The organism is Paenibacillus sp. J22P143 (assembly GCF_059692035.1).
This window is the reverse complement of sequence record NZ_JCAUAQ010000006.1, coordinates 208,769-221,388: the sequence shown is the minus strand read 5'-3', so window position 1 is coordinate 221,388 and position 12,620 is coordinate 208,769. Positions and strand designations below refer to the sequence as shown.

At 45.4% G+C, this 12,620-nt stretch carries 16 protein-coding genes; 15 read left to right on the top strand and 1 reads right to left on the bottom strand.

Going from position 1 to position 12,620, the window contains the following annotated elements; genetic code table 11:
• The first annotated feature begins 79 nt into the window (after window positions 1-79).
• From AC58PQ_RS13305 to AC58PQ_RS13245, 13 genes are all read left to right on the top strand, one after another.
• The gene (locus AC58PQ_RS13305; protein ID WP_497242398.1) at window positions 80-430 is read left to right on the top strand and encodes a putative DNA-binding protein; all 351 of its coding nucleotides are present in this window, start codon (window positions 80-82) and stop codon (window positions 428-430) included.
• A gap of 30 nt (window positions 431-460) precedes the next feature.
• Window positions 461-1,819: a signal recognition particle protein gene (gene ffh / locus AC58PQ_RS13300; RefSeq protein WP_497242397.1), complete on the top strand. Its 1,359-nt coding sequence runs from the start codon at window positions 461-463 to the stop codon at window positions 1,817-1,819.
• 37 nt (window positions 1,820-1,856) lie between these two features.
• Window positions 1,857-2,129 carry a 30S ribosomal protein S16 gene (gene rpsP, locus AC58PQ_RS13295; RefSeq protein ID WP_028558245.1) on the top strand — a complete coding sequence of 91 codons (273 nt, stop codon included), beginning with the start codon at window positions 1,857-1,859 and terminating at the stop codon, window positions 2,127-2,129.
• A 26-nt stretch (window positions 2,130-2,155) separates the two neighbouring features.
• Window positions 2,156-2,386, top strand: a complete 231-nt coding sequence (locus AC58PQ_RS13290; RefSeq protein ID WP_028558246.1) for a KH domain-containing protein — start codon at window positions 2,156-2,158, stop codon at window positions 2,384-2,386.
• 83 nt (window positions 2,387-2,469) lie between these two features.
• Window positions 2,470-2,985, top strand: coding sequence for a ribosome maturation factor RimM (gene rimM / locus AC58PQ_RS13285; RefSeq protein ID WP_497242396.1), 516 nt, complete (start codon window positions 2,470-2,472; stop codon window positions 2,983-2,985).
• Complete coding sequence (gene trmD, locus AC58PQ_RS13280; RefSeq protein WP_497242395.1) at window positions 2,982-3,752, top strand: tRNA (guanosine(37)-N1)-methyltransferase TrmD; 771 nt, start codon at window positions 2,982-2,984, stop codon at window positions 3,750-3,752. Before rimM ends, trmD begins: the two co-directional genes overlap by 4 nt.
• A 167-nt stretch (window positions 3,753-3,919) precedes the next feature.
• Complete coding sequence (gene rplS, locus AC58PQ_RS13275; protein ID WP_028558249.1) at window positions 3,920-4,261, top strand: 50S ribosomal protein L19; 342 nt, start codon at window positions 3,920-3,922, stop codon at window positions 4,259-4,261.
• A 101-nt stretch (window positions 4,262-4,362) separates the two neighbouring features.
• Window positions 4,363-4,974, top strand: a complete 612-nt coding sequence (lepB, locus tag AC58PQ_RS13270) for a signal peptidase I (RefSeq protein ID WP_497242394.1) — start codon at window positions 4,363-4,365, stop codon at window positions 4,972-4,974.
• Window positions 4,975-4,985: 11 nt separating this feature from the next.
• Window positions 4,986-5,849, top strand: coding sequence for a ribosome biogenesis GTPase YlqF (gene ylqF / locus AC58PQ_RS13265; protein WP_310500337.1), 864 nt, complete (start codon window positions 4,986-4,988; stop codon window positions 5,847-5,849).
• A gap of 135 nt (window positions 5,850-5,984) precedes the next feature.
• Window positions 5,985-6,632, top strand: a complete 648-nt coding sequence (gene rnhB / locus AC58PQ_RS13260) for a ribonuclease HII (protein WP_497242393.1) — start codon at window positions 5,985-5,987, stop codon at window positions 6,630-6,632.
• A 73-nt stretch (window positions 6,633-6,705) separates the two neighbouring features.
• Window positions 6,706-8,385 carry a TP0910 N-terminal domain-containing protein gene (locus tag AC58PQ_RS13255; protein WP_497242392.1) on the top strand — a complete coding sequence of 560 codons (1,680 nt, stop codon included), beginning with the start codon at window positions 6,706-6,708 and terminating at the stop codon, window positions 8,383-8,385.
• Entirely contained in the window at window positions 8,382-8,696 is a 315-nt protein-coding gene (locus tag AC58PQ_RS13250) for an EscU/YscU/HrcU family type III secretion system export apparatus switch protein (RefSeq protein WP_497242391.1), read from the top strand. The genes AC58PQ_RS13255 and AC58PQ_RS13250 overlap by 4 nt, the downstream gene beginning before the upstream one ends.
• Window positions 8,697-9,074 (top strand): YraN family protein, encoded by a 378-nt coding sequence (locus AC58PQ_RS13245; protein WP_497242390.1) that lies wholly within the window; start codon window positions 8,697-8,699, stop codon window positions 9,072-9,074.
• Window positions 9,075-9,149: 75 nt separating this feature from the next.
• Here the strand turns inward: AC58PQ_RS13245 and AC58PQ_RS13240 are convergent, their stop codons facing one another.
• The gene (locus AC58PQ_RS13240; RefSeq protein WP_497242389.1) at window positions 9,150-10,721 is read right to left on the bottom strand and encodes a YifB family Mg chelatase-like AAA ATPase; all 1,572 of its coding nucleotides are present in this window, start codon (window positions 10,719-10,721) and stop codon (window positions 9,150-9,152) included.
• A gap of 192 nt (window positions 10,722-10,913) precedes the next feature.
• Here AC58PQ_RS13240 and AC58PQ_RS13235 point away from each other — a divergent pair, with 192 nt between their 5' ends.
• Entirely contained in the window at window positions 10,914-11,171 is a 258-nt protein-coding gene (locus AC58PQ_RS13235; protein ID WP_497242388.1) for a hypothetical protein, read from the top strand.
• A 282-nt stretch (window positions 11,172-11,453) separates the two neighbouring features.
• Window positions 11,454-12,614 carry an ADP-forming succinate--CoA ligase subunit beta gene (sucC, locus tag AC58PQ_RS13230; protein WP_497242387.1) on the top strand — a complete coding sequence of 387 codons (1,161 nt, stop codon included), beginning with the start codon at window positions 11,454-11,456 and terminating at the stop codon, window positions 12,612-12,614.
• Window positions 12,615-12,620 lie beyond the last annotated feature (6 nt).

Sequence of the window (12,620 nt, the reverse complement as noted above, 5' to 3'; positions counted from 1 at the left end):
CTTGACAATCATCTTGGAATTCAGTATGATAGGTTCTGTTGTGCTGCTGTCAAGTGTGCAACCTTTACGGAGGTAGATTATGACTGTCGATCCTATGTTGGAGAAAACGAATCGCATTAACCTGCTGTTTGATTTCTATGAACCATTGTTGACCGATAAGCAGCGAACCTTCCTTGAACTGTATTTCCATGATGATTACTCCCTCGGGGAGATTGCTGAGAACTTCACGATTAGCCGTCAAGCGGTCTATGAACATATCAAACGTGCCGAAGTGACACTGCAAGAATATGAGAGTAAGTTAAGACTGCTACATAAACACGAACAACGCATGAAGCTGCGTCAAGACTTGGTTGTTGGATTGGATGATTGTGATCCGGCGCTAAAGAGGAAAGTGACTGAGCTTTTTGATACAATAGTAGGCATGGATTGAAACCATTGGTAGAAGCAGGAGGTGAAGCGCATGGCATTTGAAGGATTAGCAAACCGATTGCAGAATGTTTTCGGCAAGCTGAGAAGCAAAGGTAAGCTGACGGAAGAAGATGTAGGCGAAGCGCTTCGCGAGGTACGATTGGCACTGCTTGAAGCGGACGTTAACTTTAAAGTCGTCAAAGACTTTATTGCGAAGGTGAAAGAGCAAGCGATTGGCGTAGACGTTCTCAAATCTTTTACACCAGGCATGGTTGTTATCGATATCGTGAACAAAGAGCTTACGGCCCTTATGGGTGGCACACAAAGTAAGCTAGCACGTTCGAATCGACCGCCAACGGTTATTATGATGGCAGGTTTACAAGGGGCAGGTAAAACAACAACCTCAGGTAAATTAGCTAAAATGTTATTGAAACAGAATCACAGACCGCTTCTTGTTGCGTGTGATATTTATCGTCCCGCGGCGATTAAGCAGTTGGAAGTGCTTGGCGAACAGCTGAAGGTACCGGTTTTCTCCTTAGGTGATAAAGTGAATCCTGTTGAGATTGCGAAAGCAGGTCTTCAACACGCGAAGGATAACGGCAATGACTATGTGATTATAGATACTGCAGGTCGTTTGCACATTGATGAAAACCTCATGGACGAGCTCAAAAATGTCCGTGCAGCAACAAGTCCTGATGAGATTTTGCTAGTCGTCGATGCAATGACGGGGCAGGATGCTGTCAATGTTGCAGAAAGCTTCCACCAACAACTTGAATTAACAGGCGTTGTGTTAACCAAACTAGATGGAGACACGCGCGGTGGTGCTGCGTTATCCGTTAAAGCAGTAACAGGTTGTCCGATCAAGTTCGTAGCTAGCGGTGAGAAAATGGATGCGTTAGAGCCATTTTATCCTGACCGTATGGCATCAAGAATTCTCGGTATGGGCGATATGCTCTCCTTAATCGAGAAGGCGCAAGCCGGTATCGATATGGATAAGGCGAAAGAGATGGAGCGCAAAATGCGCAACGCTGAATTCACCTTCGAGGATTTCATTGAACAGATGGAGCAAGTGAAGAAGATGGGTCCTCTGGACCAAATTCTTGAGATGCTGCCTGGTGCGAACAAGATTAAAGGCATGAAGGATATGAAGGTTGACGAGAAGCAGATGGCTCGCGTGGAAGCGATCGTGAAGTCCATGACGACTGAAGAGAAGCGTAAACCGGAGCTGCTGAATGCGAATCGTCGCAAACGGATTGCAGCGGGTAGCGGAAATTCCGTGCAGGAAGTCAATCGATTCATTAAGCAATTCGATGATATGCGCAAAATGATGAAGCAGTTCTCAGGTATGATGGGGCCGAAAGGTGCCAAAGGCATGAAAAAGTTAGGCAAAGGATTTAAATTTCCCTTTTAAATAAAGTTGTTTATTCTAAGTAGGAGGTGATTTTTCAATGGCAGTACGTATTCGTCTTAAACGTGTAGGCGCTCATAAAGCTCCTTTCTACCGTGTCGTGGTTTCGGATTCCCGTTCCCCGCGTGATGGTCGTTTTATCGAAGAAATCGGTACTTATAATCCAATTGCTGAACCAGCAGCTGTGGTTCTTGATGAGGAAAAAGCGCTTAAATGGCTTCAAACTGGCGCTCAACCGTCCGATACAGTTCGCAGCCTGTTCTCAAAAGCAGGTTTGATGACTAAGTTTCACGAGCTGAAATTACAGAAGTAATCTGTTATCTTTCGGAGGGTGGGTTCATGAAGGATCTTATCACCGTTATTGCTAAGGCTCTTGTCGATCATCCGGAAGAAGTACGTGTCGCTGTGGTGGAGAAAGAGGACAAGATCGAGTACAGGCTTTCTGTTCATCCCGACGATGTCGGAAAAGTGATTGGCAAGCAAGGCAAGATTGCGAAGTCGCTCCGCACGGTAGTCACGTCGGCAGCTGTGAAAGAAACGAAACGGGTAGCCGTTGAAATCGTTTCATAAGAAATGAGGTTAGGATTTATTTCCTAGCCTTTTTTCGCATATGGAGAAGAAGGTAATTTAATGTGGAGGTTGGGCAAGCGCATATGACGGAGAAATTAGTGACGGTTGGTAAAGTCGTAAATAGCCACGGGATACGTGGAGAGCTTAAAATAGTACCGGAAACGGATTTTCCTGAACGATTTGATGTAGGTAATACGTTAATCATTGTGGACTCTCAAAATAAGCAAACGCCGGTGACGGTGAAAACGTCCCGCTTACATAAAAACGTGTTTATCTTATTGTTTGATCAATTCTCGAACATTAACGATGTTGAGAAATATAAAGGCTCTCTTTTGAAAATTGAAGCTAAGAATCAGAAGCCTCTGGAAGAGGGAGAATATTATTATCACGAAATCATTGGTTGCAAAGTCGTTACGGAAGAAGACCAAGAATTAGGCTTGATTTCTGAAGTGCTAACACCAGGTGCGAATGATGTGTGGGTTGTTTCGTTGCCAAAAGGAAAACAGCTTTTGCTTCCGGTTATCGATGATGTCATCCTTAACGTGGATATTCCTAACAAAACGATTCGAATCCATCTGATGGAAGGGTTATTGGAATGAAAATTGATGTCTTAACCTTGTTCCCAGAAATGTTTGAGGGCGTGTTTTCATCTAGTATTCTGGGGAAAGCGCGTGATAAGGGAATCGTTTCGCTGAGCACGGTTAATTTTCGGGATTATTCCACGAACAAGCATAATACAGTCGACGATTACCCATACGGTGGCGGCGGGGGCATGGTACTCAAGCCTGAACCGATCTTTGGAGCAGTTGAAGATTTGCCGACTCATCAGACCGCTGAGGGGGAAGCCGTAAAGCCGCGCGTCATTCTGTTATGTCCGCAAGGGGAGACTTTTACGCAGAAAAAAGCAGAAGAACTAGCTGGTGAAGAGCATCTAGTCTTTATTTGTGGTCACTATGAGGGCTATGATGAACGGATCAGACAGCATTTAGTGACGGACGAGCTGTCCGTCGGTGATTATGTACTAACCGGCGGTGAAATACCCGCTATGGTCATTATAGATAGCGTGGTGAGGCTCTTACCAGGAGTACTCGGGAATGAGATGTCCGCTGTGACAGATTCTTTTTCAACAGGGCTTCTGGAGTATCCTCATTATACGCGGCCTGCCAAGTTCAGAGATTGGGAAGTTCCAGAAATGCTTCTATCGGGCCATCATGCCAATGTGAAAAAATGGCGCCTTAAAGAGTCGCTAATCCGAACCTTAGAGCGTAGACCCGATTTACTCGAGGGTAGAGTTTTATCCAAAGAGGAAAAGGTCTGGGTAGCGGAATGGCATAAGCAGAAGCAAGAACAGGAAATAAAGATGTGAAATGTGTCCTCGGAAACTTCTCTATTGAATTAATCCTTGGACTATGGTAATATATATTCTGTTGTGATTTTTTCAACAGTTCGAGTCTGGTGGTCCTCTACGCATAACAACTTAGATGTACTAACTATTAGCGGAATGAACACCTGTGTGGAAGGAGGGAGTCAACTATGAATCTTATTCAAGAGATTACGAAAGAGCAACTCCGTACGGATATTCCTAATTTCCGTCCAGGAGACACACTTAAAGTACACGTAAAAGTTATCGAGGGTACACGTGAGCGTATTCAGCTGTTCGAAGGTGTTGTTATTAAACGCCACGGCGGTGGAATCAGCGAAACGTTTACAGTTCGTAAAATTTCTTACGGTGTGGGTGTGGAAAGAACTTTCCCATTCCATTCTCCGAAGATTGACAAGATTGAAGTGGCTCGCCGTGGTAAAGTTCGTCGTGCGAAACTTTATTATCTGCGTGGTCTTCGTGGTAAAGCAGCAAGAATTAAAGAAATTCGATAGTAAAATGGGGGGCTTGTTCAGTCAAGTCTCCTTTTCGTTTTTTCTGTACATACTAGGATATAATAGAGATAAAACCAAAACTGGAAGCGAGGCCGTCAGTGATGGAAGAGAATGATCAAATGCAACCCAATCAGCCAATCAATGCTACCCAAGCAAAGATTGTGAAAGCAAAAAGTGAAACATGGGAATGGATTAAAGCGTTAGTAATTGCAGGTGTACTTGTCATTATTATTCGTTGGTTCCTGTTCTCCCCATTTATAGTTGATGGAGATTCGATGCATCCGAATTTCTTTACAGGTGAGCGACTGATCGTCAATAAAATTGTGTATGATATTCGTGATCCTAAACGAGGCGAAGTCATCGTATTTCATGCTCCTGAAGGTAAAGATTATATCAAACGTGTCATCGCGCTTCCTGGGGAAACTGTGAAGGTAGCAGGCGACAAAGTGTATATTAATGGTCAAGAACTGGCCCAACCTTATATTCAGGAAGCGATTGATCAAGCTGTTAAAGAAGGACATCCGTATAACACATTGTTGGATTTCCCTGAAACAAAAGTACCAGAAGGCGAGATTTTCGCCATGGGTGATAATCGTCCGAATTCCAAAGATAGTCGAACGAAAAGTGTCGGCTTTGTGCCTTACAATAAAATCGTTGGCCGTGCAGAAGTTATCTTCTGGCCGGTGAAAAAAATTAGTTTCATACATTTTTGAGGTGAAGAGAAATGACCATTCAATGGTTTCCCGGTCACATGACCAAGGCTCGCAGACAGATCGAGGAAAAGCTTAAACTGATTGACGTCGTGATTGAGCTCTTGGATGCCCGCATCCCGCTTTCCAGCCGGAACCCGATGGTTGATGAGATTTTAAAAGGCAAGCCGCGTCTCGTATTGCTTAACAAGAATGACCTAGCTGATCCACAAGTGACGGCCGAATGGGTGAAATATTTTGCGGATCAAGGCTTACCTGCCTTGCCGATAGACGCTGCAAACGGAACGCATGTGAAGGAGATTTTACCTAGAGTCAAACAGCTTTGGGCCCACAAAATTGAGACGATGCTGCGCAAAGGGATTAATCCTCGTGCGATTAGAGCGCTTATTGTTGGGATTCCGAATGTCGGTAAGTCCACACTGATTAATCAGTTAGCAGGCAAGAAAATTGCTGCGACCGGAGATAAGCCAGGTGTGACCAAAGGTCAGCAATGGATCAAGGTTGGCACGGAAATGGATTTATTGGATACGCCGGGTATTTTGTGGCCTAAATTCGAGGACCAGATGGTTGGCATGCGTTTGGCTGCAACTGGGGCAATCAAAGAAGAGCTTCTGCATTTAGATGACGTAGCATTGTTTACGATTAAATATATGGTTCAGCATTATGGAGCCGGTATTCAAGAACGCTTCGGTGTGCAGGAGCTACCAGATGATATGGATAATATTCAGGAAATGGTGAAGGTCATGGAGGCGATCGGGCGTAAGCGCGGCGCAATTGTGAGCGGGGGCAAAGTTGATTTGGACAAAGCTTCCCTCATCATTATACGTGATCTGAGAGCCGGGAAAATGGGCCGTATTTCCTTGGAAAGACCTTTTTAATCGAACGAAGCAGGAAGAACCTGGGGCGCAAGCCTTGGGTTTTTCTTTTTGTGCGGATAGGACGTAGAAAAAAATGGGTCTGGCTTGACGAAGCGCCGTTCCTTTATAATGAAATGATGGAAAGGGGCGGATGGCATGCTAGAACATGAGATAGATATATGGCAACAAGGTTACACGGCAATTGCTGGCATTGATGAGGTTGGTCGCGGGTGTTTGTTTGGGGATGTTGTGGCTGCTGCAGTTATTCTTCCTAAGGGATATGTTCTTGAAGGGGTCAATGATTCCAAAAAACTGTCGGAAAAGAAACGCGAACTGCTGTTTGATCAGATCATAGATGAGGCTATTTCGATTGGCATTGGCATTGTAGATGTCGAAGGCATAGAAGCATTGAATATCAAGCAAGCATCGAGATTAGCGATGAAACTAGCTGTTGAGAAGCTACATATTATACCGGACTACTTACTTGTTGATGCAGAAAAGGTGGAAATAGACCTGCCTCAATCAGCGATTATACATGGGGATGCGTTAAGTCAATCCATCGCAGCTGCTTCCATCATCGCCAAAGTGACGAGAGATCGCATGTGCGCGGAGTGGGACGAGCAGTTTCCAGAGTACGGAATTGCCGTACATAAGGGTTATGCAACGAAACACCATAGAGAAATGTTGCTTAGGTATGGTCCTACGCCTTTACACCGGAAATTATTTATCCGCAATATTATGGCGCAGCTCGAAGCGCAAGAGAATGAATTGCAAACGGAGCAATTAGTGTTTGACCTGATTTAACATTCTAATGTAACGAAACGGGCATGAAACGCCGATAATATACATACGTGTAATCAGATTTGAGGTGAGCAATTTGAATATTAGTAGTTTAATTCGTAGCTTGGTTGGGGATTTAACGGCAGCTGATCCGAAGACGCTCGAATTGAAGGTAGGACAGATTGTTAAAGGTGTTGTGCTTCAGCTCCTAAGTGAACAAGAAGCACTAGTGAATATAGGTGGTACGTTAGTTCGTGCAAAGCTGGAAACGCTGCTTAAGCAAGGTGATGTGACGATGCTGCAGGTTCAGCCCGAATCAAAGGGCGGTCAAATTTTGCTAAAGCCGCTGGTTTCTTCGGATGTGCAGATTGCGGATGATTCACTTGGTGAACTTCTTAAAGCTTTTGAAGTGAAAGATACAGCTAGCAATCGTCAAATGGTCCAGCACTTACAGCAGGAAGGCGTTCCTGTGTCTAAGGAAAATGTGAAGGCATTTGAGTCTGTGATGCGTGAGATGCCACAGGGAGCAAATAAAGAGGAATGGTTGCAAGCGGCCGTGCTTGCTTCGAAGAAGGGGCTGCCACTTACGCCTACGACAGTGGACGCTTTAAAGCAAGTAACCACCGGCCCTTCGGCAGGCCAGGTGTTGGAGAAGCTCGAGCAGCAGGCGACGGCGCTGCTCGAGCAAGACCCGACACACCCTGCGGCGGAAACCGCCAAGCAGGTTGTGTCGCTGCTCCAGGAGCTGCGCGCTACGGCCGCAGCTGTACGCCCTGCAGAGCTGGCTGCGCCAGGCTCCGCCGCGGACGAGCCTGCGGCTGCGCCGCGTGGCAGCGTGCCTGCGCTAGCTGCGGGCGAAGCACCTCCCGCGCCGGCTGCGCAGCCGGCAGCGGCACCAGTGGCCGCCTCGGCGCAGCCGGCGCCCTTGCCCGCGCAAGTCCCCCCTGCGAAGCAGGAGGGGGGGCTTGCCCCTAAAGAGGCGCAAGCAAGTGCGCCTCTCGCCCCACCCCAAGCTGATCCAGAAACGAACTGGATCAGCCGGATGCTCAAAGCCGTTGGCGTAGAGCATGAATCTACTGTTGCCGCGAAGCTTGACGAGCGCGGCAATCCAATGCCTGTGCGCCAACAAGCCACAGAAAACGCCTTTTCACTTTTTAGCGCAAACGCACCTGATCCACAAGGCGATACCACAAAGCCAGCTGCGGAAACGCTGAAAAGCCTTTTGCTTCAGCTTACAGCTTCTGACGATACACCTGCACCACTTAAAGAAGCCGCACAGCAAGCGGTTAGCCAAATTACGGGTCAGCAGCTAATGCTAACGAATGACAAGAATGCGATGTTTACGCAGATGACCATGTTTGTCCCATTCTTGGATAGTTCAGGTCAGCAAACGGCAGCTATTCATATTCAATCCCGCAAAGGAAGTCGTGGGGAGGTAGATGCCAGGAACTGTCGGCTTTTGTTTGATCTACAAATGAAGGTCATGGGCAATACATTGCTCGATGTGCAAGTCGTTAACAAAATTGTCTCGTTGAATGTTCAAAATGATCATCCGGCTTTAGCTGGGTTGATGGAGTCGTCCAAAGAAGAAATTGCCGCTGCCATGAACAGTGTCGGTTATCAGTTCATCTCATTAAAATGTTCGCCATATCCAAAACCTCTTGAAGTTCAGGAGGGCAAAGAAGAGGCAGCCCAAATAGGTTCTTTGGATGGACGCGTAGACTTAAGTGAGCTTTATCGACCTAAAACCTATAAAGGGGTTGATGTTCGCGCATGAGTCCTCCCAAAAAAACACTCGAGGAATCGCAGCTAACCCCCATAAAGAAAGCGGTAGCTCTCCGCTATTCACCAGAAGCACAGAAAGCCCCAACCCTCATTGCCAAAGGGAAGGGACATATGGCTGAGGCCATTTTACAAAAAGCGAAGGAAAATGGCATCCCGATTCAAGAGGATAAATCGTTAGTTGAGGTTTTATCTAAATTGGATTTGGATCAAGAAATTCCTCCAGAGTTGTATCAATTGGTGGCTGAGGTGCTTAGTTTTATTTATCGCTCAGATCAACGGATGAGACCAACGAGGCATGGGTAAATGGGCAATCTACATAAAGATGATCGAAAACAACTAGGGAAGCAAGGGGAGGATTTAGCAGTAGCAGTCCTACTTGAGCAAGAATTCCAGATTATCGAACGAAATTGGCGCTGTCGTTCTGGTGAGATAGATATCATCGCCGAGAAAGCGAATAAACTCATTTTCGTTGAGGTTCGAACGAGACGTCCTTCTAGCCGATTCGGTACTGCCAAAGAATCCGTGGATTACCGCAAGCAGGCGAAGATCCGAGACATTGCACAATTTTATTTGCATCGTTATCAGAAATACGAGCAATCTATTCAATTCGATGTCATCACAGTGGAAATGTCCGACATTAACGCGGAACCCCGAATTGTACATATACAAGGTGCCTTTTGACAGTCATTGCCATAATGACGTGTCAAAAGGCTTATATTTTTACCAGGTACTCCAGAAGTAGTAGTAGCTCTCAGGTCAAATCTCAATCTCTTCAATACGTTGATTTTTATCCAGATTCCGATATTGGATGGCTTCCGCTAGATGAGAAGGATGAATACGATCACAACCGTCTAAGTCCGAAATCGTGAGTGCGAGCCGCAAGATCCGATCATGCGCTCGTGCGCTGAGTCCCAATGCCTCGAACGAAACCCTCAAGAGCTGATCTCCTTCGGGTGTTAATTGGCAAATTTCCCGCATCAATTTCCCGCTTAATTCATTATTATGTTGAATGTCTGTTCCTACGTAACGGTTCTGCTGCCGTAAATGAGCCTGCATTACTTTAGCACGCATTTCGCTGGAGGATAAATTAAAGGCACTGTCTTTTAATTGGGCATAGCTTGGTTTAGGGACTTCTACATGGAGATCGATTCGGTCGAGAAGTGGACCCGAAATTTTGGAACGATAATGGACAATCTTAGCCGGGCTGCAGATGCAAGCATTTGTCTCAGTTTCAGAACCATAATAACCACAGGGGCATGGATTCATAGCTGCCGCTAAAATAAAATGAGAAGGAAATGTATATACGGCTCTTGCTCTTGCAATCATGACGTAGCGATCTTCAAGCGGTTGCCTGAGCACTTCGAGTGCGTTTCGTGTAAACTCTGGAAGCTCGTCTAAGAAAAGGATCCCACGATGAGATAAGCTCACTTCACCTGGCTTGGGGATCGTTCCTCCGCCAACAAGACCAGCAGCGGAGATGGAGTGGTGCGGAGCACGGAATGATCTTGTGCGCATCAGTGTGGAGCGATCCGTCAATTTACCTGAAGCGCTGTATATCTTCGTAACCTCTAGTGCCTCTCGATCAGTCATAGGAGGAAGAATGGAAGGCAGACGCTTGATAAGCATCGTTTTGCCAGTTCCTGGCGGACCAAGGAGGAGCAAATTATGCATGCCTGCAGCAGCGATCATCATGGCACGCTTAACCTGATGCTGTCCGTTGACATCGGCATAATCTTCAACATAATTTGGGGGCTTATTGACTGAGATAGAAGGCTCATTTGATTCGGGGTCAGTCTTCTGATAAATAAATTCGTGATACGAACTTTTGCTCCAATTTTTGAAATCAGATAGATTTGTTATGACACATACCTCAACACCCTCAATTAATGCGGCTTCAGACGCATTCGCAGTTGACAAGCAAACTCTCTTAATGCCCATCTTTTTGGCCGCATAAACCATCGACAACACACCAGGGATAGGACGAAGAGAACCGTCTAAAGCAAGTTCTCCTAGAAATAATGTGGTGGGATAGCCTTCTAAATGAACTTGTCCAGTGGTGATGAGAATGCCAACCGCAATGGCAAGATCGAAAGACGACCCTTCCTTACGCAAATCAGCAGGAGCGAGATTAACGGTAATCCGGTCCATAGGGAACGTGAACCCACAGTTTTTAATCGAAGAACGAACTCGTTCCACGGATTCTCGAATCGCAGAGTCTGGTAGACCAACCAGATTAATCTGAGGTAAGCCGCTTGAAATATCAACCTCGACTTCGATCGGTCTTCCTTCAATCCCTTGTAAACAAGCGCTCATGACTTTGCCATACATAAAAACACCTTCTTCTCCTTTGAAATCACAGTTGCAAGAACTGAGCTCGAATTGGATAAAAGGTGCTTCCTCATTGATCCGATTAATTTCTTTTATTATAATCGCAATTGGTAAAATTACGCAAATATTGTCAAGAGGTTTTCACGGTTTAAAAATGTGCGACATGCACATACTGGAAGATGAGGTGATGATATGCAAGAAAAACCATATTTTTGTCCCAATTGCCGGTCAAATCGTATTAAATTTAATGTAATCACGAGCTATTCGCAGTCATTTTTAAAGGACGCATTATCTGGGAATATTACTGAATTCCATGATCCAGGTGTCATTCCTGAGCCTGAACCAACGATTCAATGCTTGATCTGCAACTTTTCTGCGAATGAAATGCGTTTTATTAAGCAGGCAGAGCGTGAACCTCGGATCAACTCAACACCAACTTCGTTCTATTAACCAAGTTGAAGCATGACGTATTTTTCATTAAATGAGAAATACGTTTTTTTATTTGTAGAGTGATAGCTAAAGTTTTTCAGTGTGAAAGGAAAATTTGAATGGATTAACTAAAAAAATAAAGAAACTGTCGAAAATAATGTGTTACAATGGTTAGGGCTTGCGAAGAAGTGTGATACTAATTCCGGTAGCAAGATATATTCTCGTGCACAACGTCAATTGGAAGTTACACTTTTCCCTGTATAGCACGTATAGAAAGTCCATACTGATAGGAGGATTTAGGAAATGAATATCCATGAGTATCAAGGCAAAGAAGTCCTGAGACAGTACGGAGTCAGCGTTCCTAACGGAAAGGTTGCTTTTACTGTTGACGAGGCAGTTGAAGCAGCGAAAGAACTTGGAACTTCCGTTGTCGTAGTAAAGGCACAAATTCATGCCGGTGGTCGCGGTAAAGCAGGCGGCGTTAAGGTAGCCAAAAGCCTCGATGAAGTTCGTACATATGCTAGCGAAATTCTAGGTAAAGTACTTGTCACTCACCAAACAGGTCCAGAAGGTAAAGAAGTTAAACGCCTTTTGATCGAAGAAGGCTGTGACATTAAGAAAGAATATTACGTAGGTGTTGTTGTTGACCGTGCGACAGGCAGCGTCGTATTGATGGCTTCCGAAGAGGGCGGTACGGAGATTGAAGAAGTAGCCGAGCACTCCCCAGAGAAAATTTTCAAAGAAGTTGTTGACCCAGCAATCGGTCTTCAATCTTTCCAAGCACGTAGACTTGCTTACGCAATCAACATCCCGAATGAGCTTGTAAACAAAGCAGTTAAATTCATGCTTGCTCTTTACAAAGCATTCGTTGAAAAAGACGCTTCCATTGCTGAAATCAACCCATTGGTTGTAACTGGCTCTGGCGAAATTATGGCGCTTGATGCGAAATTAAACTTTGATTCTAACGCTCTATTCCGTCACAAGGATATCGTAGAACTTCGCGACCTTGAAGAGGAAGATGCGAAAGAAATCCAAGCTTCCAAATATGACCTGAGCTACATCGCTCTTGATGGTAACATCGGTTGTATGGTTAACGGCGCTGGACTTGCTATGGCCACTATGGACATTATCAAGCACTACGGCGGAGACCCTGCTAACTTCCTAGACGTAGGGGGCGGTGCTACGAAAGAGAAAGTTACTGAAGCTTTCAAAATCATCCTTTCTGATGAGCAAGTAAAAGGGATTTTCGTAAACATTTTCGGTGGTATCATGCGTTGTGACGTAATTGCTGAAGGTGTTGTAGCTGCTGCTAGAGAGCTAGGACTTTCCCGTCCGCTCGTAGTTCGTCTTGAAGGAACTAACGTGGAGCTTGGTAAAAAGCTTCTTAACGAATCCGGCTTGAACATTGTTGCTGCTGATTCCATGGCGGACGGCGCACAAAAAATCGTTGCACTTGTAAAGTAAACCCGA

What these genes read in the sequence shown, in the direction of transcription:
- ffh (WP_497242397.1), top strand. Translation starts at nt 461, where the DNA reads ATGGCATTTGAAGGATTAGCAAACCGATTGCAGAATGTTTTCGGCAAG.
- rnhB (WP_497242393.1), top strand. Translation starts at nt 5,985, where the DNA reads ATGCTAGAACATGAGATAGATATATGGCAACAAGGTTACACGGCAATT.
- rpsP (WP_028558245.1), top strand. Translation starts at nt 1,857, where the DNA reads ATGGCAGTACGTATTCGTCTTAAACGTGTAGGCGCTCATAAAGCTCCT.
- trmD (WP_497242395.1), top strand. Translation starts at nt 2,982, where the DNA reads ATGAAAATTGATGTCTTAACCTTGTTCCCAGAAATGTTTGAGGGCGTG.
- AC58PQ_RS13240 (WP_497242389.1), bottom strand. Translation starts at nt 10,721, where the DNA reads ATGTATGGCAAAGTCATGAGCGCTTGTTTACAAGGGATTGAAGGAAGA.
- rimM (WP_497242396.1), top strand. Translation starts at nt 2,470, where the DNA reads ATGACGGAGAAATTAGTGACGGTTGGTAAAGTCGTAAATAGCCACGGG.
- AC58PQ_RS13305 (WP_497242398.1), top strand. Translation starts at nt 80, where the DNA reads ATGACTGTCGATCCTATGTTGGAGAAAACGAATCGCATTAACCTGCTG.
- AC58PQ_RS13250 (WP_497242391.1), top strand. Translation starts at nt 8,382, where the DNA reads ATGAGTCCTCCCAAAAAAACACTCGAGGAATCGCAGCTAACCCCCATA.
- lepB (WP_497242394.1), top strand. Translation starts at nt 4,363, where the DNA reads ATGGAAGAGAATGATCAAATGCAACCCAATCAGCCAATCAATGCTACC.
- AC58PQ_RS13290 (WP_028558246.1), top strand. Translation starts at nt 2,156, where the DNA reads ATGAAGGATCTTATCACCGTTATTGCTAAGGCTCTTGTCGATCATCCG.
- sucC (WP_497242387.1), top strand. Translation starts at nt 11,454, where the DNA reads ATGAATATCCATGAGTATCAAGGCAAAGAAGTCCTGAGACAGTACGGA.
- AC58PQ_RS13245 (WP_497242390.1), top strand. Translation starts at nt 8,697, where the DNA reads ATGGGCAATCTACATAAAGATGATCGAAAACAACTAGGGAAGCAAGGG.
- rplS (WP_028558249.1), top strand. Translation starts at nt 3,920, where the DNA reads ATGAATCTTATTCAAGAGATTACGAAAGAGCAACTCCGTACGGATATT.
- ylqF (WP_310500337.1), top strand. Translation starts at nt 4,986, where the DNA reads ATGACCATTCAATGGTTTCCCGGTCACATGACCAAGGCTCGCAGACAG.
- AC58PQ_RS13235 (WP_497242388.1), top strand. Translation starts at nt 10,914, where the DNA reads ATGCAAGAAAAACCATATTTTTGTCCCAATTGCCGGTCAAATCGTATT.